This is a genomic window from Microbulbifer maximicatervae (SeqCode) (genome assembly GCF_052467385.1).
Genome location: NZ_CP174311.1, coordinates 1,954,646 through 1,973,996, shown reverse-complemented (window position 1 = coordinate 1,973,996; position 19,351 = coordinate 1,954,646). Strand labels below are relative to the sequence as shown.

Below are 19,351 nucleotides of genomic sequence, written 5' to 3'. Positions count from 1 at the left end.
GAGAATGCAGAAAAAAAGAAAATCGATGGGGGGGGGGAGCTCTGCTCAGCACAAAACAGGCAGCATTCAACGCGCCGCCGGCTTCTGCAATCTAACAATTTTTAGTCGTACATTGGGTTGCGAAGAATAGGGCAAACCGCATCTTCACTCTTAGCCATATAATGGCTCTTTGATGGTATTGCCATTTACAAAGTCGGCCTCATTGGGTACTGGATAAATATTTTTAGGTTTTAGGCGCTTTTCGACATAGGGTAATTAAAGGTAAGTTAAGGGGACCGGCCTCCAAGAGCCCCTGATAACCGAGGGAACCTTTAAATAATCTCACAATATCTCTACGGATTGTGATTACATTTAGCGGACTTACAGCAGTGGCGACCCATTACACCTAAATTAATTTCTATCGGTAACGGCGGGCAAGTTGCCGGCCTCCTATCCCGACAGCTGGATCGACTATTGTGCACACCAGTGAACTCACCCTCAACAAGTCGCGATTAAATCAGATTTATTCTTGCCATTTCATTACCTGAAACTCAACACTACTTACTCAAAACTAAAAATTATTACCAAGCGCTTATCTTGTAAGCATTAACATTCCATTGACCCGAGTAAGCTTGCCAACGTGACAAATAAGCATGGCGATAAAAAGCATCAAAAAAATTAAGAAAATCATTTTTTGATGGGAAGCGGTATTCACCATAGTTTGGGTCAAAGAACAGAGCACCAACCTCAGTGGGAATACGCTCATCCGCGATCCAAACAGCTATTGCATGTCCAGCACGCCGTGAACTAATAGAAACATATCCATAGGTTTCTTGAAAGCGTCCAAATGCATTTACAAGACATCTATTAACCGGTGGAATGGGGTTCGCAGGTGGCTGCGGATTGCCCGGTACTATTGGTGCAAGGTTTTGTAGGGCTAAATCTGCCCAACTAGTGCAATACTCCTTCGCCTTAGTAAGACCATTGTGAATTAACCAATTATCGATATTATCCCTCTGCCTACCTCCCCCGTTAGTCCAAAAATGAAAATCCTTTGCCACCTTGACTAATTCACCTGTATTAAGCGATCTATAAGTGGGATATCTTATTGGACCTAGAGTTATAGAGCATGGAGTTAATCCAAGCTTGTCTGGTAGGCTTTTATCATCTACCGCATGAGTCTTGATCCAGTGCGCACTGAGCGCGGCACATATTCCACGCGGACCATACTTGGCATAGTGCACCCAGCTCCGAGGTGAACTTTGCGAAAATCCCCAGGTTTTAACCCCTCTATGTGCTCTCGCAATTCTATTTACCCACATTATCTCTCCTTAAACCTGCTATCGTATTTCATTACTATGTCTCTGTGCCTAAGTACGCGGCTAAAGCGAAACTTGTAACCTGTTCCTATATTTAAGCCACCGCTACATCAAGTAATGAAGCGTTCCAAGGCACTCTCTACGCTAACCTAGAGATAAGACTTTACGCGCCGAGAGCGCAGATAACTTTAGATTGCAGGCTTAATTTTTTAGACTTTGGCCAAAACTTGTCTACATCCAAATGCAGGAAAACTAACTTGGTGAAGGTAGGTGGGAAAAAGAAAGTGACGGGAAAGTAACTGTGCCAAGCATCACAAAAACAGGCAGCAGTCACCGCGCCGCCTGCTTCTGCAATCTATCAATTCTTAGTCATGCATTGGGTTGCGAAGAATTGGGCAAACCGCGTCTTCATTCTTAGCCATATATTGCTGGTGGTACTCCTCGGCGTAGTAGAACGGTTGAGCCATGCTAATTTCGGTGGTGATTGACCCACGATCTTTGGCGTCCAACGCTTCTTGCACAGCCGCCCTGCTCGCTTCCGCCTCCTGTTTCTGGCCTTCGTTCAGACAGAAAACACAGGAACGGTACTGGGAGCCGATATCGTTACCCTGGCGCATACCCTGGGTTGGGTCATGGTGATCCCAAAAGACCCGCAGGAGTTCTGCGTAGCTCACCTTTTTGGGATCAAAGATTACTTTCACCACCTCTGCGTGCCCTGTACGGCCGGTGCAGACTTCATCGTAGTTCGGGTTTTCGGTGGCGCCATCAGTGTAGCCAACGGCAGTGGCAAACACACCATCCGTATCCCAGAACACATGCTCTGCGCCCCAGAAGCATCCCATACCAAAAATGGCGACTTCCAAGTGCTCAGGGAATGGCTCTTTAATGGTGTTGCCATTTACAAAGTGGGTGCCACTGATCTCCATCGGCTGGGGCCGACCGGGCAGCACCTGGTCCGCATCGGGTATCTGAAATTTGTCGTATTGCATACTGTTTTCTCAAGTGCAGGTATTTTCTTTTGTCAGGATAGCTCTAAGGCGCTTATCCTCCCAGATCAAGTAATATTAATCCGCGAATCAAGTAGTTAAGAGGACTCTATGATACGCAGAACAAACATTGGCAGATCAACACTATAAGGAGTCGTCATTGGCGCGCTTAATCCTACTGATTTTAATCGCCATCGGTGCCTGGTATCTCTGGCAAAAAATCAAATCTAGCTCACCGCAGGAGCGGCGCAAGCAGATTTTTATGGCCTGTATCGCCGGCGTCGCCGTAATAGTGGTTGTGCTGGCTATCACCGGGCGCCTGCATTGGGTAGGAGCAGCGCTGGTGCTCATTCTTCCTGTGTTGGGCCGTTTACTCAGTCAGCTCTCCCGTTATTTACCCTGGTTGATGCCACTGTTTGAAAAGTATTCAAACAGGCGCCCAAATCCAGGGGCCACTCAACATCCTCCGCCACACAACTCCGAGGGCCCGCCACTCTCGGAACACGAAGCGCGCCGAATCCTTGGCGTTGATGCCGATGCTGGCAGAGATGAAATCATTAGTGCACACCGCAAATTGATCCAAAAACTCCACCCAGATCGCGGCGGCAACGATTACCTGGCATCGCGTATCAACGCCGCCAAGGAGCTACTACTAAGCATTCTTGGTTAAACCTTACAAAGCAGGTGGATATACCTGGCCAATTGCCGATAGGGGTCCACCTGGGAGTATTCAAGCTCCTTTTCCACAATGGCCGACGCGGGCAACTTTTCCCGGATTGATGGCGTCATAAAGTCGTGGAAGCAGCGGATACCGCTGTGACAAACCACGGAAAAGCCCGCTTCGGTCAGCCAGTCTTCCACCCATTCCGGCAGAAGTGGATTCTGTGGAGTAAGGCTGCCAGGGTGGCCACCCCAATTATCCCCTTCAATATTGCGGTCCAGCTGGCGAAAGCTGCCCCGCTGTAATAGACGGAACTCAAGGGCACGCCGATTGTAGAAAGTGAGCGAAAGATGCCCTCCAGGCTTTAACAGGCTGCGCAGCTGCTGCAATGCCTGTTGCGGCTGTTCCAACCATTCCAGCACAGCGTGGCAAATTACCAGGTCTGCGCCCTTTAATGCTTCTATTTGCGGCAGTTCTTGCAGGGGTTTATGCAGCAAGGTCATTTGCTTTTGCAAATGGCGCTGGCGAATTTCCGCATCCGCGAGTTCAAGCATCTGCGCAGAAATATCTGCGAGAAAAACCTCGTGCCCCGCTTCAGCCAGATCCATCGCAAAATGGCCCTGGCCACCCCCAGCGTCAACGATTTTTAGAGTACGCTGCTCGCTCCCCAACAGCGGCGCCAGATCCCGGTTGAGCACTGCCAGACGGATATCCCCTTTGAGGCCACCGTAGATACGGTTGCGAAAACGGTGAGCGAGATCGTCAAAGTTCCGATCTTTACGCAGGCTATCACCCATCGGAGGAGCCCTCACCTTGCAAAGCCTCATTGCATCGGCGGCGGTTCTCGGCAAATTTGCGCTGTAGCGCCTCTTCCATATCAACCCCCAGTACAGCGGCCAGTTTGCTCAAGTACATCTGAATATCTGCCAGTTCAGCGGCAACTTGCTCGGCCTTGTCGTCTGCCATTAGATTCTGGATATCTTTATCGCTGCACCATTGAAAGTGTCGCCCTAACTCTGCAACTTCCACAGATAGCGCCATGGCCAGGTTTTTTGGGGTATGCAGTGACTGCCAGCCGCGCATTTCAGCGACTTCATCAAAAGCCGCCAGGATTTCACGGTCTTTCATCGAATTTTTTCCTCTGCTGGCGCTCCAGCCCGCCCTCCCGGGCCGCCAAAATTGAATTCAGTGCGCGGGACAAAAACTCACGCCTGTATAAAACACAGACAACAAACAGATAGCCGGCAACAAACAGGATTGGGTGGATAAACCAGCCCAGCACTGACATTGAGAAATAATAAGAGCGCAGACCGTAGTTGTAACTGTGGCCCGCATGGTCGATCACCTTGGCAGTACTGATGGCAAACCGGCGTCGCTCTTCCTCAGATAGATCACCGGTTTCCGGCGGCGGTGCTGCACCAATGAGTACATTGGCGAAGGAGTACTGGCGCAGTGACCAGGTAAAATTGAAAAAGGCGAAGATAAAAATCAGGATCAACAACATCACCTTGAGCTCAAACTGCTCAACGGTGGTGGGCTCCGCAAAAGGCAAACTGGTGAGCACTTCGATGGCGGCCTTGTTCGCCGTCAATGCCGTGACTAAACCCGCCAGGATAAGAATACTGGTGGAGGCAAAAAAACCAATGACCCGCTCCAGGTTACTGAGAATAGCGGTATCCGCCATGCGCATATCCCTATCGAGCATACGCATCATCCATTCAACGCGGTACCACTGAAGCGATGAAGTAAGGCACCAGGTTTCTTTGGCTTTTTTTCGCGCAAAAACGGTGTAACCCACCCATGTGATAAAAAAGCCAATGACACTGGCAATATCCAACCAGGACAACCTCTAATATCTCCGTGTTCGTCTACATTTATGCCGTAGCTTCGGCAAGCGAAGTCTTCGCCCTACTGGCATCCTTGTCAACACTGTCTTTCCGATGTGTGCAAGCGGTAGAATAGCGCCCTTTCGCCGGCAGCAGTGGCCGGCCAGAAAATTCATATAACTCCAGGGAGCTGTCTTTTGAGCAACTCACATCCTGCATTTGAACTGGTTACCAGCGCAGATATTGATTCTCTCGGCGTGCGCGTCGAGGAATACCGACACATTACGACCGGTGCCCAGCACCTGCACATCGCCGCAGACAACTCGGAAAATGTTTTCCTTGTCGCCCTGCGCACCGTGCCCGAAGACTCCACCGGTGTCGCCCATATTCTTGAACACACCGCCCTGTGCGGCAGTGACAAGTACCCGGTGCGCGATCCTTTCTTTATGATGATCCGGCGTTCACTCAATACCTTTATGAACGCCTTCACCAGTTCAGATTGGACCGCCTACCCGTTTGCCAGCCAGAACCGAAAGGATTTTGACAACCTTCTCGACGTCTATCTGGATGCAGTATTTTTTGCGCGCCTGGACCCGCTGGACTTTGCCCAGGAAGGCCATCGCCTGGAATTTGCCGAAGCGGATAATGCGAGCAGCGAGCTCGTCTACAAAGGTGTCGTGTTCAATGAGATGAAAGGCGCCATGAGCTCCGTCACCTCGCAGCTGTGGCACACCCTGAGCAAATATCTGTTCCCCACCACCACCTATCACTTCAACTCCGGTGGCGAACCTACTGATATTCCAAAGCTGAGTTACGAGCAGCTGGTTGCCTTCTACCGCAGCCACTACCATCCCAGCAACGCCACCTTTATGACTTTCGGTGATATTCCCGCAGCGGAACACCAGGCCGCGTTTGAAGAAAAAGCGCTGCACAAGTTCGAGAAACTCGACAAGACCATTTCCGTTGGGCGCGAAGACCGCTACCAGGCGCCGCTGAAAGTCGAAGAGCACTACCCGTTAAATGGCGAGCCTCTGAAGGCCAAGACCCATATCGTATTGAGCTGGCTGCTGGGTGATGTCACCGATCTTGAAGAAGCCCTGACCGCACACCTGCTCGCCGGCGTACTGCTGGATAACAGCGCTTCACCTTTGATGAAGCTGCTGGAAACCACCGACCTGGGCACTTCCCCTTCTCCGCTGGTTGGCCTGGACGATTCCCAACGCGAACTGGTGTTTGTCTGTGGCATTGAGGGTAGCGAACGCGAAAGTGCCGACGAGCTTGAGCAACAAGTTCTCGACGTGCTGAGGGACGTGGCGGAAAACGGCATCCCCTACGAACAGGTAGAAGCCAGCTTGCACCAGCTGGAATTGCAACAGCGGGAGATTGGTGGCGACGGCTACCCCTTCGGCTTGCAATTGATTCTCACCGCATTGACCGGCGCCACTCACCGTGGCGATGCCATTGGCCTGCTGAATATCGATGCCACCCTGGAGCGACTGCGCGAGCAGATCAAAGATCCGAAGTTTATCGCCAATAAAGCCCGTGAACTTCTGCTGGAAAACCAGCACCGCGTACGTATGGTTCTGAGTCCCGATGAGCAGCTGGCTGCGCGCCGCGAGCAGGCGGAGAAAGACCAGCTGGCGGAAATCAAAGCCGCTCTCAGCGAAAAAGAAAAAGCACAGATTGTCGAAACCGCCAAAGCCCTGGCCGATCGACAAAACCGCGAGGACGACGCTTCTATCCTGCCCAAGGTCGGCGTGGAAGATATTCCCGCAGAGCTTCCCGATGTCGAAGGCGAAGCAATAGAGTTGGGCCCGCAGAAGTTGACTCGCTATAGCGCGGGCACCAACGGCCTGGTTTACCAACAAATGGTCTGCGCGCTGCCGGAATTCACCGAAACTGAAAAACAACTGCTCCCTTACTACTGCCAGGTACTGAGCGAAGTCGGTCTGGGTGAAAAAGACTACCTGGAAGTCCAGCAGTGGCAGACCAGCGTGGTGGGTGCCCTGCACGGTTTCACCAGCAGCCGCACTGCTATCGACAACCTGGATCACTTGTCCGGCCACTTTATCCTGTCTGGTAAAGCGCTGGCCCGCAATCAGGGCGGCCTCACCGAACTGATGCAAGCCACCATGGAGCAGGTGCGTTTTGACGAGCACTCCCGCATCAAGGAACTGCTACTGCAAACCCTCGCCCGCCGCGAACAGGGTGTTGTCGGCAACGGCCACGCCCTCGCCATGGCTGCCGCCAGTGCCGGCTACAACCGCGCCGCCTGGGAGAGCCATGCCAGCGGTGGTCTGCTGGGATTGCGCAACCTGCGAGCCCTGGTTGCCGGACTGGAAAAAGAGGAAGGCCTGCAAGACCTTTCCACCCAATTCCAGGCTATCCACCAGAAAATCCTCGCAGCACCGCGCCAGTTCCTGCTGGTGGGTGAAGAAGAGAAAATTGGCGATTTCAGCCAGACACTGATGCCGCTGACCTCGACTTCCAGCATCGCCGCAGCCAACCCCGCTGCACCTTTCGAACGCAAGCAAATCGAGGAACTCTGGGTTGCCAACAGCCAGGTGAACTTCTGCGCCAAGGCCTACGCCACTGTGCCTATGTCCCACCCGGATGCGGCACCGCTGTCGGTTTTGAGCGGCTTCCTGCGCAACGGCTTCCTGCATCGCACCATCCGCGAACAGGGCGGCGCCTACGGCGGCGGTGCCGGCCACGACAGCAATATCGGGGTATTCCGCTTCTACTCCTACCGCGATCCGCGTATGGGTGAAACCCTGGAGGACTTCGACGCATCCCTGAAGTGGTTGGCCGAAGAGAAGCACAAGGAAGAACAGGTTGAGGAAGCGATCCTCGGCGTCGTCGGCGGTCTGGATAAACCCGGCTCCCCCGCTGGTGAAGCCAAGAAGAACTTCCACTCGGGCCTTTACGGTCGCACCCACGAGACGCGCCAACAATTCCGCAAGCAGGTTACGGAAGTTACCCTGGAAGACCTGCAACGCGTCGGTGCCACCTATCTGGACCCGAGCAAGGCCAGTACCGCCATTGTTACCGGTCCCCAAGGTAGCGAAGCGGCAGCCAAACTCAACCTGAAGGAAGAGAAGCTCTAACTGGAGCTCGACGATTCCCCGGCAATTTGTCCGGGGAAGCTCTGCGGCGCCGGCCAAAAACCGGCGCCGATCTATCGCCGTTATCCTCTAGCGAAGTTCCAATGAGTAAACACGACAATATTTATGCAAACCCACTGGGCCAGGTAGCCGGCTTCGAGTTCGATCGCCAGGTGGTGCAAGTTTTTCCCGATATGATCAAGCGCTCCGTGCCCGGCTACACCACGATCGTAGCCATGATCGGCACCCTGGCAGAGCGCTACGCCCAAGCAGGAAGCCGCTGCTATGACCTGGGCAGCTCCCTGTGCGCGGCAACCCTGGCCATGCGCCATCGCATTCCCGCTGCCGACTGTGAAATCGTCGCCGTGGACAATTCGCAAGCCATGGTTGATCAGGCGCGCACGGTCCTCGAAGCCGATAGCGGCGAGGTTCCCGTTCAACTTATCTGCGACAACCTGCAAAACGTTGCTATCGAAAATGCCTCGGTCGTAGTGCTCAACTTCACCCTGCAATTTATTCCAGTGGAAGAGCGCGAAGAAATCCTGCAGAAAATCCACGATGGTTTACGCCCCGGCGGCATTCTGATTATTTCCGAGAAAGTGGACTTCGCCGATAAAGCCCATAACGAGTTAATGATCGAACTGCATCACTCCTTTAAAGCCGCCAACGGTTACAGCGCGCTGGAAATCGCACAGAAGCGCTCTGCCCTGGAGAATGTATTAATTCCGGAAACCCTGGATACCCACCGCACACGACTGAAAAATGTCGGCTTTACCAGTGTCGATGTCTGGTTCCAGTGTTTTAATTTTGCCTCTTTAATCGCCATCAAAGGCGCGCCGGAAAAGTAAGTACCCCGTGATCGACTACACCCAACTCTATCAAGGCCTGCAACACGTTCCCGCCCTGCGCACCTGGCTGGCCCAGCTGCCAACACAGGTGGCTGAAAACCTGAGTCCTCATCGCTGGGGCGATCTGCCCGATTGGCGCGCAGCGGTGGAAGCCCTACCGGAAATCACGCCCTCCGCTATCGAACTCAACAGCAAGGTCAGCGCAGGCACTGCCGCCGATGCCAGCCCGGAACAACTCGAAGCCCTGGAGCAGGAACTGCGCAAATTACATCCCTGGCGCAAAGGCCCCTGGGGGTTATTTGGACTAAATATTGATACTGAGTGGCGCTCCGACTGGAAATGGGATCGGGTAATTCCACACTTGGCACCACTGGAAAATCGACTGGTGCTGGATGTGGGTTGTGGCAATGGGTACCACTGCTGGCGGTCCTACGGCGCCGGCGCGCGCCGGGTAATCGGTATTGATCCCTCGGCCAAATTTGTCGCGCAATTTTACGCGCTGAAAAAATACCTGGGCCAGGAAGCACCGGTAGATTTGTTGCCCCTGGGTATTGAAGCTCTCCCGGCAAACTTACGCGCTTTCGATACCACTTTTTCCATGGGGGTGCTCTATCACCGCCGTTCACCCATGGACCACCTGCGCGAATTGCGCGAGACCCTCCGCCCCGGTGGCCAGCTTGTATTAGAGACACTGGTTATCGACGGCGGACTCGGCGATTGCCTGGTACCCGAAGACCGCTATGCAAAGATGCGCAATGTGTGGTTTTTCCCCAGCTGCGCCACCCTGGAGAGCTGGCTGCGCAAGTGCGGTTTCCGCAACCCCAGGACCGTGGATTTAAACACCACCAGCCTGGAGGAACAGCGGCGCACCGACTGGATGCACTTCGAATCCCTGGCAGATTTTCTCGACCCGGAATCGCCAGACAAAACCGTGGAAGGTCACCCCGCGCCCAAGAGAGCGGTTTTGGTCGCGGAAGCGCCGTAGCTTGTCTATACGCTTAAGGTCTGGGAACTCATAAATTCCGCAAAATTTGCTGCTAATAGAATTTTGTACGGAATGGGGAGCACCATCTTGATTGTTGCGACTCATAAGGCAAAGTGCGCCCCTAAATAGTGCAACTATATCCTTTAGGGAGGGCTGCCGAAGGATGCAGCCCGGCGCAGAGAATATTTATGAGTATTAGCGTTTTTGAGCTTTTCAAAATTGGGGTTGGCCCTTCCAGCTCCCACACGGTGGGCCCTATGGTCGCTGCCCGCCAATTCGTGCAGGATTTGCAAGACCGTGACCAGCTGCCACACACAGACCGCGTTCAAGTCCATTTGTATGGCTCGCTGGCCCTGACCGGGGTTGGTCACGGTACCGATATGGCGGTACTGATGGGGCTTCTGGGTCAATCTCCAGACACCATTGATGTCGATTCAATCGATGAGAAAATGGCGCAAATCCAGAGCGAGCGCCACCTGTCATTAAACGGTGACCAGGATGTCGAGTTTATTCGCGAGCGCGATCTGGTTTTCCATATGGAGGAATTTCTTCCCCAGCACTCCAACGGTATGACCTGCCAGGCATACGCTGGCGAAGAGCTACTGTTCGAGCGCAGCTATTTCTCCATCGGCGGCGGCTTTGTGCTCTCCGAAGAAGATTTCGCTCACAAAGAGGAGATCGCCACCCTTCTGCCCTATGACTTCAGCAGTGCAGAACAGCTGATGAAGATCTGTGATCATCACGGCTGGACTATTGCCGAGCTGGCCATGGAAAACGAAAAAGCCTTCCGCAGCGAGCAGGAAGTCAAAGACCGTTTATGGAATATCTGGAAAGTAATGGATGCCTCTATTGAGCGAGGCTGCCACCAGAATGGCATCTTGCCCGGCGGCCTCAATGTTCGCCGCCGCGCTGCTGAACTCTACCGGGAGTTGAGTAAACAGAGTCCGGAAGAGCGCAACCACGGCCTCGCCATTCTCGACTGGGTTAGCCTTTTTGCCCTCGCCGTCAATGAGGAAAATGCCGCGCGCGGGCGCATTGTCACCGCGCCCACCAACGGTGCCGCCGGTGTGATTCCCGCCGTTATCGCCTACTACGTGGAATTTGTCCACGACAGCAATATTCACGGTGAATTGAAAGACCAGGTAGTGAAATTCCTGCTCACCGCCGGCGCTATCGGCATGCTGTTTAAAAAGAATGCCTCTATTTCTGCCGCTGAGGTGGGCTGCCAGGGAGAAATCGGCGTAGCCTGCTCCATGGCTTCCGCCGGCTTGGCCGCCGTAGAGGGCGGCACCAACCAGCAGATTGAAAACGCTGCTGAAATTGGAATGGAACACAACCTCGGCCTTACCTGCGATCCAATCGGCGGGTTGGTGCAGGTCCCCTGTATCGAGCGCAACACCATGGGTGCAGTAAAAGCCATTAACGGCGCGCGCCTGGCCCTGCGCGGTGATGGCGCTCATATCGTACCGCTGGACAGCGTTATCGAGACGATGCGTCAAACCGGTATCGATATGCAGAGCAAATACAAAGAGACCTCTCTCGGCGGGCTCGCAGTAAACGCTGTGAACTGCTGATATTTTTCGGCAGGAGCACAAATCTGCTCCTGCCGCTTACTTAGCCCGGAAGATACCAAATTCTTTTTGTCGCATATCTCCAACGAACCCCCACCGGTCTTTAAAAATCACTGGTTAAATATCAATGAGCGATGAGCTCCAACACCTGCCATGGTGCCGGATGCAATCGCAAAGGTTCCGCTTTGCATCGGGTTGGATAAATCCCCAGCAGCAAAGACCCCCTTTACAGAAGTCTCCTTAAAGGGATCCACCTTTACAATCCGCCCGGTAAACGACTCCTCCAGCTCCAACCCCAATTGATCGATAAACGGAGAGGTCAACTTCGCTTTGGGGCTCACGTAGAGACCCTCCAGTGGCAACTTGCGGCCATCCGCTAAAACAACTTCACTTAAACTATCCCCCTCTCCCTCCAACTGCGTAATCGGGGCTTCTTCCAGCATGACTCCCCGAGCCAGCAGATGATCGAGCACTTCCCCCTGCGGATTGAACTGGCCCTGGGTAAACAAGGTAGTTGCGCCCCAATCGGGAATCATCGCCGCTTGGTGGAAAGACAGCTCACAGGTAGCCAGCACACCTAAAGGGCGATCACTCAGCTCATAACCGTGGCAATAGGGACAGTGAATCACACTCCTACCCCAGCGCTCCTTTACCCCGGGGATATCAGGTAGCTGGTCCGTAATACCCGTTGCAAGAATCAGCCTCTTCGCTTTAAAAGTGGCACCTCCCTGTGCAGCGACAACAAAACCCTCTTCCTGGACATCCACACTATCCGCAGCCCCTTCAACCAGCTGGAAGCTCGGATAAGCTTGTAGTTGAGAAAGCGCCGTGGTTCGGATCTCCTCTGGTGCCTTTCCATCCAGGCAAAACACGCCGTGTGACGCTTTTGCATAGCGGTTTCGAGGTCTCTTAGCATCCAGTACAACGACCTTACGCCTTCCCCTAACCAGCTGCATCGCCGCAGATAAACCGGCAAAACTTCCACCGATGATCAATACATCCGTATCCATAGTCACCTCTCCAATATCATGTAACTTTTATTGTTACACAAAGATTCGAACCTAGACAATACACGTAACAGAAAAAGTTTCGTGATAAGCTACAGGACGGAAACCTAGGTGATTTATGCGTAAAGACAGCCGACTATCCAGGGCACTTCATGTCCTGATTCATTTAAACATGACCGACAAGCCGGTTACTTCAGACAAGATGGCAGCTATGCTCCTCACCAATCCTGTGGTGGCTCGCAGAACTATGGCGCTATTGCGGGATCAGGGGTACGTGCGCTCCAGTAAAGGGCACAATGGGGGCTGGTCACTGGCGAAGCCCCTGAATGAAATTACACTTCTGGATATCCATAAAGCACTGGGAGACAGCTCAGTTTTTACCATTGGCCTCACAGACGAACACACTAACTGCGTTATTGAACATGCCGTTAACGCCACATTAAAAGACGCAATGGATGAGGCAGAAAATATTTTGCTCACGCGATTTGGTGAGATCACTCTAGACCTGCTCGGGCGAGATTTCGAACCACCAGGAGCCTCGAAATAACTACTATAACCAGACGGCCAGCGAGGCTACGTTGCCTATAATGCCCCCCAAACACCCACTTCTGCCAGAAATTTAGCAAGCGACTTGCCCCTCAAATTGAAAGCCTGGGGGCTCATTAAATATTTTTTCCGTCAAGAGACTTTGGAAACCCCAGGTATTCCTTAAGAATAATAAAACTAAATTTATGGCATCCCTGTTATCTAGTTTACATAGCAGGCTGCAACTATCCAAATCGGAAAAATAGTATAAACATTTTCAAGGACCTTAATATAAGTTAAATTATTTTGCAGCAAAAACCCAAACACACCCTTAAAAATCCCCACAAAGAAACTAGAACTTTGACCATTAAAACAATTAAAAAACCTCCCCCAAAAACCAACCAAAATATGAGCAGACTCACCTAGCAATCACCCATTAAAAATGGCTTATAAAGATTTATTGTAAAATAGTCGCCAATAAGAGCCTCACCTAATAACCACAATATATCCTACCCTGCCAAACCTTAAGAAACCTAACTTTAGAAACCCGAATAAAATCAAATAAAAAACAGATAGTAAATTACCAATCATACTTTTAAGAAAAACGACTATTGAGACAGAATGCAAAATTGATGCGAGATCTAATTAGCCAGGAAACTTACTCGCCATCAATAACTTTCAAATCAATAAAGGAGATACAAATGATTAATTTTCAAAAATCGTATAAAATAAGCACTTTTACCGCAATTCTGTTTGTTGCATCCAACAGCGCAACTGCTGTCAATTGTGGTGATACTATTACAACCCCTACTGTACTTACAGAGAATCTTACCTGCCCGATAGACATAGATAACCAAAATGGTCTCATTGTTGAAGGTCCTTCAGGGAGTCTATATATGAATGGGTATACGCTAACATGCAATCTTGACAACCTCCCACTATTTACCGATGCAGCGGGTATTCGTATCACCGGCATGGCATCTCTTGTTACTGATGGAACGGTAAACAACTGCAATTATGGAATATTTGTAGTTGGCACTGGATTCCATACCATTTCAGATATGACAATCACTAACAGCTTAGAAGATGGCATAGATCTAAGAAGCGACAATAATACCGCCATAAAAAATCATATACAGTTCAGTGGTGAAGATGGTATCGACATGCAGGGAGATTTCAGTAGCGTTATACAGAATTATATTGAATTCAGTGACCGTGACGGCATTGAGGCCGATAATGATTTCGGTACAGTGGCTTTTAACTTCGTAACAGGCAGTCAGAGAGCTGGAATAGAGATGGAAGCCTCAGACAATAATACGATAGTACAAAATACAGTAATGAATAATGGTGATGGTATTTCCGGAGATTCTGGAGGGATTGTAATTACCAGTCAATCTTCATCTAATAACTTAATACTTGGGAATACTGCCGAGAACAATCTACCCTTCGACCTAAAGGATAGAATAGATCCAAACTGTACAGGCAGCAACCAATGGGTTGCCAATAATTTCGTAACTGCTGATCCAGCCTGTCTGGAATGAACTACCTGTATTTCGAAATCCAGCATCACCACTTATTAGAGGGGTGGTGATGCGGTTTTAAGTATTATTATTAAAGCGACACATTCTACCCAAATGAGGCAACAATCACCCACCTAACTAATCTTGAGTCAATAACAATCCTAGGAGCTAAGTGTGACCAACTGCAGCAATGGATTCAATCGCCACTTCGCAAGCTCCCAAAGGCTAAAAAATCGCGCAAAGCAGAGAGTTCCAAAATTCTCCTATGAGTACTTAATAGAGGGCTGTATGGATGATATTGGCTTATGCCGCAATCGCCAAGCATTTGCCTCCGTAAAATTCACTCCCCAATATATCCGTCCAAACTCTACTCCGAATTTAAACTGTGAGCTTCTTGGGAAGTTATACAGTGCTCCATTTGGCATAGCCCCCATAGGGCTACAGGGGCTTATGTGGCCAAATGCACCTGTCATACTCGCTAAAGCTGCATACGAGCACAATATCCCATTCATTCTCAGCACTGCATCCTCAGAAGCACTAGAGCGAATTTCTGAAGTCTCACAGGGAACAGCCTGGTACCAACTCTACAACCCAACAGACCCAGCCATTCTTTCTGACCTGTTATCCCGACTAACCTCTGCCCAATATCAACATTTAGTCATTACCATTGATGTTCCTACATTTGGCTTACGCCCCAGAGACTTCCACAACGGGTTGGCAATGCCACCGAAGTTGAATGTAAAAAACATCTGGCAAGCGATACTCAGGCCAAATTGGAGCCTATCTACATTGCGATACGGTCTCCCTAAATTTAAAAATCTAGAGCCTTACATTGATACCGATAACAAAAAACTTGAACTAACCGAGTTTATGAACACCACAACTATGGGCCCACTGGATTTTGACAGTGTAAAACGCATAAGAGATCTATGGCCCCATAAACTTATTATTAAAGGGATAATGAGTGAACCCGATCTTCAACAAGCGATTAAACTCGGGGCAGATGGAGTCATTTTATCCAATCACGGTGCACGGCAACTTGATTTAGGCGAAGCGACTCTCCCCTTACTGGGACGGTTTTCCAGCTATCAGGATAGGATTTCCTTGGCTATCGATAGTGGAATCAGATCCGGTGTGGATATCGCAAGTGCTTGTGGCCTAGGGGCAAACTTTTGCTTTCTGGGAAGATTTTTTATGTATAGCGTCTGTGCCCTTGGCAATGAAGGAGCCAATCATGCAATTTACCTACTTAAAGCTCAGTTAACTCAGGTTATGCAGCAAATCGGAGCTACTAATCTTGAAGGCATTTGCGGCAAGGTAGAACTAACCAACAGATGAAAAGCTCAGGCAGTTCATCCCGCCGAGTCGTGTAAGCCGGAGGCTTATACTATTGCCGCATTTTCCTATTCTTTTGGATACCCATCCCCCTAGAAATAGTAATCTTCGGCTAAAACATTGGTCAATTCAATCAATGGTTTGCATGATTTTACTGGCCTTAAATGGCTGTCCCAAACAAAACATATCACCTTGCCCAAATGAACAGGGAGTTAACTCCACCAACCCCACTCCAGCTTTAAAGAATCGACAAGCCTGTCGAAATAGCCCCGACACAGCCCTCTTTACCTGTTGCACTATGAGCCGGGTGTCATCAGTTGGGTATGGGAGTCGTACTACAGTACTACAGCGGTAATTGTTGGATTCGTGAGGTGACGCATGCAGGAGAAAATAGCAACTCCATGCTTCCGCAGTAGGTGCTCAATTTTGAAGAAAGGTTGTAATTCGGGAATACCAAGCGATTTGGCCTCAACAGAGCAGGCCACCGCCCAAGTCCGTACGAAATATTTGTTCACAGCTGGCATAGCAGCTGTTGTAATCAACCAAGGCCAACATTAGCAGGGGCGATGGTACAAGGATAGAGGCCTTTACTACCCCCTCAACAATCAACTCCTGGCCATCCCCAATAGGAATTGGTTCATATTAATCGTTTGCTAATAACAGCCTGCCCTTATGACAATCGAGCACCTTACAGGTTATCTGCCCAACTTAAGCGACCACAACAACATCCTCATGAACAGGCGTAAGAGACCGATCTACTACCAGAAGGTCACGATCAAAAATCCCAAGATTCTGCATAGAATCACCACAAGCTCTGGCCGGGAACGTGGCAGCTGGACTCGTGATCAAGTGCTGGTCCAAGCTCAACGCAGCCTCTGCATGCTCATCTGCTGGCGAGAGAAAGCCGCAGGCAACACTACGACTGAATAAAGAAAGGAACTTCATATCCGATACTGCAATACTATATAAATACAAACTATTGTTTAGCCCCAATATTGACAACTAGTACATGTGACTTCAAAGCCACGCACCGTTTCCTAGTCTACATAAGCCCCCATTTACACCAAAGAAGTGATAATCACCCCACCCTATCCAGTGCAAAGCACATACATCAATCTACGCTCTGCTTTTCGATCCTTTTGTGTACCAAAAAACGACCGAAATATAAATAGATAATCCCCTCTATTTGCAGCACCCAAATCAACTTTAGATATCAGATACATAGAAAACCGGATAAAAACAAAGGGATATTTCAAAAAAATATCCGATGGTGCATAACACAACTTATACAGCATCGTGATACTGGACTAAGCCTACTTAAAATGTACGTAACAATTTTTTCCAAGCAACTCAGCATTACGGAATTTTCGGAGTATACTAATGGGCGAAACAAACAACGGCAAAGTGAACACCAATGCAAGATCAAGATCTGCAATCTATCGCAAACCAACTTTCATGCCCTGAGGGGGATGCTGGTATCGATATAGGCAATAAAATGAATATTCTCAACCAGATTATTACTAGTCAAACCATTGAGAAGTTGTCTCCCCAAAAAGGTGAGTCAATTATCGAGATAGGACCAGGCAACGGATCTCTGTCACTACCAATATTGGAAAACTTAGGTCGTAACGGACACTATCTGGGTATTGAAATGTCGGAAATTATGGCAGAAGAACTTCAGAAAAATTTGGCAGGAAATCATTGTACCACTAAAGTAGTTTATGGTGACTGCTTGGAGGTCCAACTTAAAAATGAAAGCATTGATGGTGTTATTGGGGTTAATCTACTCTACTTCATTAAAGATCTGTCAATTTTTTTCAAGCATATTTTCAAATGGCTTAAACCTGGAGGCCGAGTGGCATTTGGAATTCGATCTGATAAGTCGCTTAAACAATTACCCTTTACTCAGTTCAAATTTCACATACGCACTACAGCCGAAATCAAATTTCTTATGAAAGATGCGGGGTTTAACGCTGTTGAGTCCTCTTTTTTTGATAAGGAAATGGTTCCTTTTGGAGATACTATGATCCAAGCAGACTCAGTGATAATTACAGGGAAGAAATATTAATTACTCATTTACCTGACCTGGAGAAATCCATCCAGGATAGAGAAAACCCCACACTTACCTCATCTCGACAACAATTTTGCAGAACCTCCACGTCAGATAAATAGCAACCCATCACCATGAACAAATGTGAGCGCCCTATTAGAATCCGGAAAAAAACTATTACCCCCTACTTAACATGGAATTTTCTAACATGGATATACTGCAGATAGAGAAATCAACATCGTATTGAATTAAATGACACAAGAACCTAATGAACACCCCTGGGCCGGCCCCTCTATTTTCCATCACATATGATATCAATATAGCGTCTCAAAAATACTATTATAAATGCCCTAAAATTTCTCCACCAGATTTCTCCAATTGGTACAAACACCCAGCAAAAGCCAGGTTTTGCTGGAAAAATAAATATAAAGATGTATATTCTCTCAAGAAATAAAACCAACAACCAGAAGTGATAATAGTTCTCATGAATTCAAGCCAGCATTCGGCGATGACGCCTGCAATAGATAGCCTCACCATCCCCAACATGAAAAACTCACAGCAAGTTTTATACCGCCGCATGCATTGCTTTAAAGCTAGAACATCTATTGGCAGCCCCTACAAATAAACAAAACTAAAAATCCGCCAATTACGAATCTATTCAACCAAGAAAATCCATGGAAGTGATATGCACAAAATTTATATTTCTCTGATTGCTGGTTTAATTGCCGCAACAACTTACCTATATACAAAAAACTCTACAGACGATGCTAATAAACAGTCTTCCCAGACTACGATAACAGGGAACAAAGAAAATAATAATCTAGGACTTGAAAGATCAAAACAGAATCATACCAAACTGGAAGAATATACCCTTACTGGAAGTACAGAAGATGTAGACCTGCCCCAATCAAGCAACGAAGACTCTGAGGCAGTAGCAGAGAGTGTGCTGTGTGCAGATAAAATACAAAACCACTCATGCAATATAAGGCTGGATATTGACTTAGCTGAAATATTAATCGATGGGAATCTAAATGCGGCAAAATCCGAAGGAATTGGGCTCGTCATCAATAGTAAAAACTATAAAGATATAATGAGCACAATCCCCAAACTGCTATCAGAAAATTTAATGAAATCTGAGGATTTCAATCAACTAGCCAGATCCACTACCGCAAACCTCAACATCGAAGTAGAGAGCATTTTTTCATGCAATACAAAATTATGCGCAGCTGAACACCGCGTAAAAAACGATCAAGACTGGAAGATCTTCGAAGCCAACTTCTTTACGGGTGACTCTGCTGGGAATCTGTTTGTTTCCTATGATCCAAATGATCCAAATATCAGAAGATCCATATTGGTTTTTGGAGAAGGCGCACCTGTAATCTTGAAAAAACAATAAGCCTCATAAAGAATACCCCTTGCCGACAATTACGCGGCAAGGCGGTGTTAGCAGCTTTGAAGTGTATTGAGTTATAACCATGGCAATAATATATAGGGACTATACCTAGCTTAGGCTCAGAAGAGTTTGTCAACCAGTGAAACCTCTTCCAGTTAATTCACCAAGATTAATTAGCTAAGCCTGAAAAAGGTATATTTCACTGTATTTGCCACACCTAAAGTAATCTCCCCAAGCTAGCA

At 49.0% G+C, this 19,351-nt stretch carries 18 protein-coding genes; 10 read left to right on the top strand and 8 right to left on the bottom strand.

Features of this window, described 5'->3' with window-relative positions; genetic code table 11:
* Positions 1-560: 560 nt before the first annotated feature.
* The gene (locus ACJJIR_RS08485; RefSeq protein ID WP_444908015.1) at positions 561-1,040 is read right to left on the bottom strand and encodes a YopT-type cysteine protease domain-containing protein; all 480 of its coding nucleotides are present in this window, start codon (positions 1,038-1,040) and stop codon (positions 561-563) included.
* Between the two features lie 623 nt (positions 1,041-1,663).
* Positions 1,664-2,287, bottom strand: coding sequence for a peptide-methionine (S)-S-oxide reductase MsrA (gene msrA, locus ACJJIR_RS08480; RefSeq protein WP_444897012.1), 624 nt, complete (start codon positions 2,285-2,287; stop codon positions 1,664-1,666).
* A gap of 157 nt (positions 2,288-2,444) precedes the next feature.
* Here msrA and ACJJIR_RS08475 point away from each other — a divergent pair, with 157 nt between their 5' ends.
* Positions 2,445-2,954: a DnaJ domain-containing protein gene (locus tag ACJJIR_RS08475; RefSeq protein ID WP_444908014.1), complete on the top strand. Its 510-nt coding sequence runs from the start codon at positions 2,445-2,447 to the stop codon at positions 2,952-2,954.
* Here ACJJIR_RS08475 and ACJJIR_RS08470 read toward each other — a convergent pair.
* From ACJJIR_RS08470 to ACJJIR_RS08460, 3 genes are read right to left on the bottom strand one after another with little or no spacing between them, the layout of a single operon-like run.
* Positions 2,951-3,742 (bottom strand): methyltransferase, encoded by a 792-nt coding sequence (locus tag ACJJIR_RS08470; RefSeq protein ID WP_444908013.1) that lies wholly within the window; start codon positions 3,740-3,742, stop codon positions 2,951-2,953. The genes ACJJIR_RS08475 and ACJJIR_RS08470 overlap by 4 nt on opposite strands.
* On the bottom strand, positions 3,735-4,073 hold the full coding sequence (locus ACJJIR_RS08465; RefSeq protein WP_444908012.1) for a nucleotide pyrophosphohydrolase: 339 nt from the start codon (positions 4,071-4,073) through the stop codon (positions 3,735-3,737). Before ACJJIR_RS08465 ends, ACJJIR_RS08470 begins: the two co-directional genes overlap by 8 nt.
* Positions 4,060-4,791, bottom strand: coding sequence for a DUF599 domain-containing protein (locus tag ACJJIR_RS08460; RefSeq protein WP_108733516.1), 732 nt, complete (start codon positions 4,789-4,791; stop codon positions 4,060-4,062). Before ACJJIR_RS08460 ends, ACJJIR_RS08465 begins: the two co-directional genes overlap by 14 nt.
* A 177-nt stretch (positions 4,792-4,968) precedes the next feature.
* Between ACJJIR_RS08460 and ACJJIR_RS08455 the strand changes: the two genes are divergently transcribed.
* The 4 genes from ACJJIR_RS08455 (at position 4,969) to ACJJIR_RS08440 (ending at position 11,282) form a co-directional block, all read left to right on the top strand.
* Positions 4,969-7,878: an insulinase family protein gene (locus ACJJIR_RS08455; protein ID WP_444908011.1), complete on the top strand. Its 2,910-nt coding sequence runs from the start codon at positions 4,969-4,971 to the stop codon at positions 7,876-7,878.
* Positions 7,879-7,979: 101 nt separating this feature from the next.
* Complete coding sequence (cmoA, locus tag ACJJIR_RS08450) at positions 7,980-8,723, top strand: carboxy-S-adenosyl-L-methionine synthase CmoA (RefSeq protein WP_108733518.1); 744 nt, start codon at positions 7,980-7,982, stop codon at positions 8,721-8,723.
* 7 nt (positions 8,724-8,730) lie between these two features.
* A complete protein-coding gene (gene cmoB / locus ACJJIR_RS08445) occupies positions 8,731-9,708 on the top strand; it encodes a tRNA 5-methoxyuridine(34)/uridine 5-oxyacetic acid(34) synthase CmoB (protein WP_444908010.1) in 978 nt (325 codons plus the stop codon).
* Between the two features lie 188 nt (positions 9,709-9,896).
* Complete coding sequence (locus ACJJIR_RS08440) at positions 9,897-11,282, top strand: L-serine ammonia-lyase (RefSeq protein ID WP_444908009.1); 1,386 nt, start codon at positions 9,897-9,899, stop codon at positions 11,280-11,282.
* A 107-nt stretch (positions 11,283-11,389) separates the two neighbouring features.
* Here the strand turns inward: ACJJIR_RS08440 and ACJJIR_RS08435 are convergent, their stop codons facing one another.
* The gene (locus tag ACJJIR_RS08435) at positions 11,390-12,289 is read right to left on the bottom strand and encodes an NAD(P)/FAD-dependent oxidoreductase (protein ID WP_444908008.1); all 900 of its coding nucleotides are present in this window, start codon (positions 12,287-12,289) and stop codon (positions 11,390-11,392) included.
* Positions 12,290-12,404: 115 nt separating this feature from the next.
* On the opposite strand from ACJJIR_RS08435, the gene ACJJIR_RS08430 reads away from it, so the two are divergent.
* From ACJJIR_RS08430 to ACJJIR_RS08420, 3 genes are all read left to right on the top strand, one after another.
* On the top strand, positions 12,405-12,833 hold the full coding sequence (locus ACJJIR_RS08430; RefSeq protein WP_444908007.1) for an Rrf2 family transcriptional regulator: 429 nt from the start codon (positions 12,405-12,407) through the stop codon (positions 12,831-12,833).
* Positions 12,834-13,512: 679 nt separating this feature from the next.
* Positions 13,513-14,352: a right-handed parallel beta-helix repeat-containing protein gene (locus tag ACJJIR_RS08425; RefSeq protein ID WP_444908006.1), complete on the top strand. Its 840-nt coding sequence runs from the start codon at positions 13,513-13,515 to the stop codon at positions 14,350-14,352.
* A 267-nt stretch (positions 14,353-14,619) separates the two neighbouring features.
* On the top strand, positions 14,620-15,669 hold the full coding sequence (locus ACJJIR_RS08420; RefSeq protein WP_444908005.1) for an alpha-hydroxy acid oxidase: 1,050 nt from the start codon (positions 14,620-14,622) through the stop codon (positions 15,667-15,669).
* Between the two features lie 126 nt (positions 15,670-15,795).
* Here ACJJIR_RS08420 and ACJJIR_RS08415 read toward each other — a convergent pair whose 3' ends face one another.
* Positions 15,796-15,963 (bottom strand): hypothetical protein, encoded by a 168-nt coding sequence (locus tag ACJJIR_RS08415; RefSeq protein WP_444908004.1) that lies wholly within the window; start codon positions 15,961-15,963, stop codon positions 15,796-15,798.
* 411 nt (positions 15,964-16,374) lie between these two features.
* Positions 16,375-16,611, bottom strand: a complete 237-nt coding sequence (locus ACJJIR_RS08410; RefSeq protein ID WP_444908003.1) for a LexA family protein — start codon at positions 16,609-16,611, stop codon at positions 16,375-16,377.
* A gap of 469 nt (positions 16,612-17,080) precedes the next feature.
* On the opposite strand from ACJJIR_RS08410, the gene ACJJIR_RS08405 reads away from it, so the two are divergent.
* Positions 17,081-17,734: a class I SAM-dependent methyltransferase gene (locus ACJJIR_RS08405; protein WP_444908002.1), complete on the top strand. Its 654-nt coding sequence runs from the start codon at positions 17,081-17,083 to the stop codon at positions 17,732-17,734.
* 667 nt (positions 17,735-18,401) lie between these two features.
* Positions 18,402-19,112, top strand: coding sequence for a hypothetical protein (locus ACJJIR_RS08400; RefSeq protein ID WP_444908001.1), 711 nt, complete (start codon positions 18,402-18,404; stop codon positions 19,110-19,112).
* Positions 19,113-19,351: the final 239 nt, after the last annotated feature.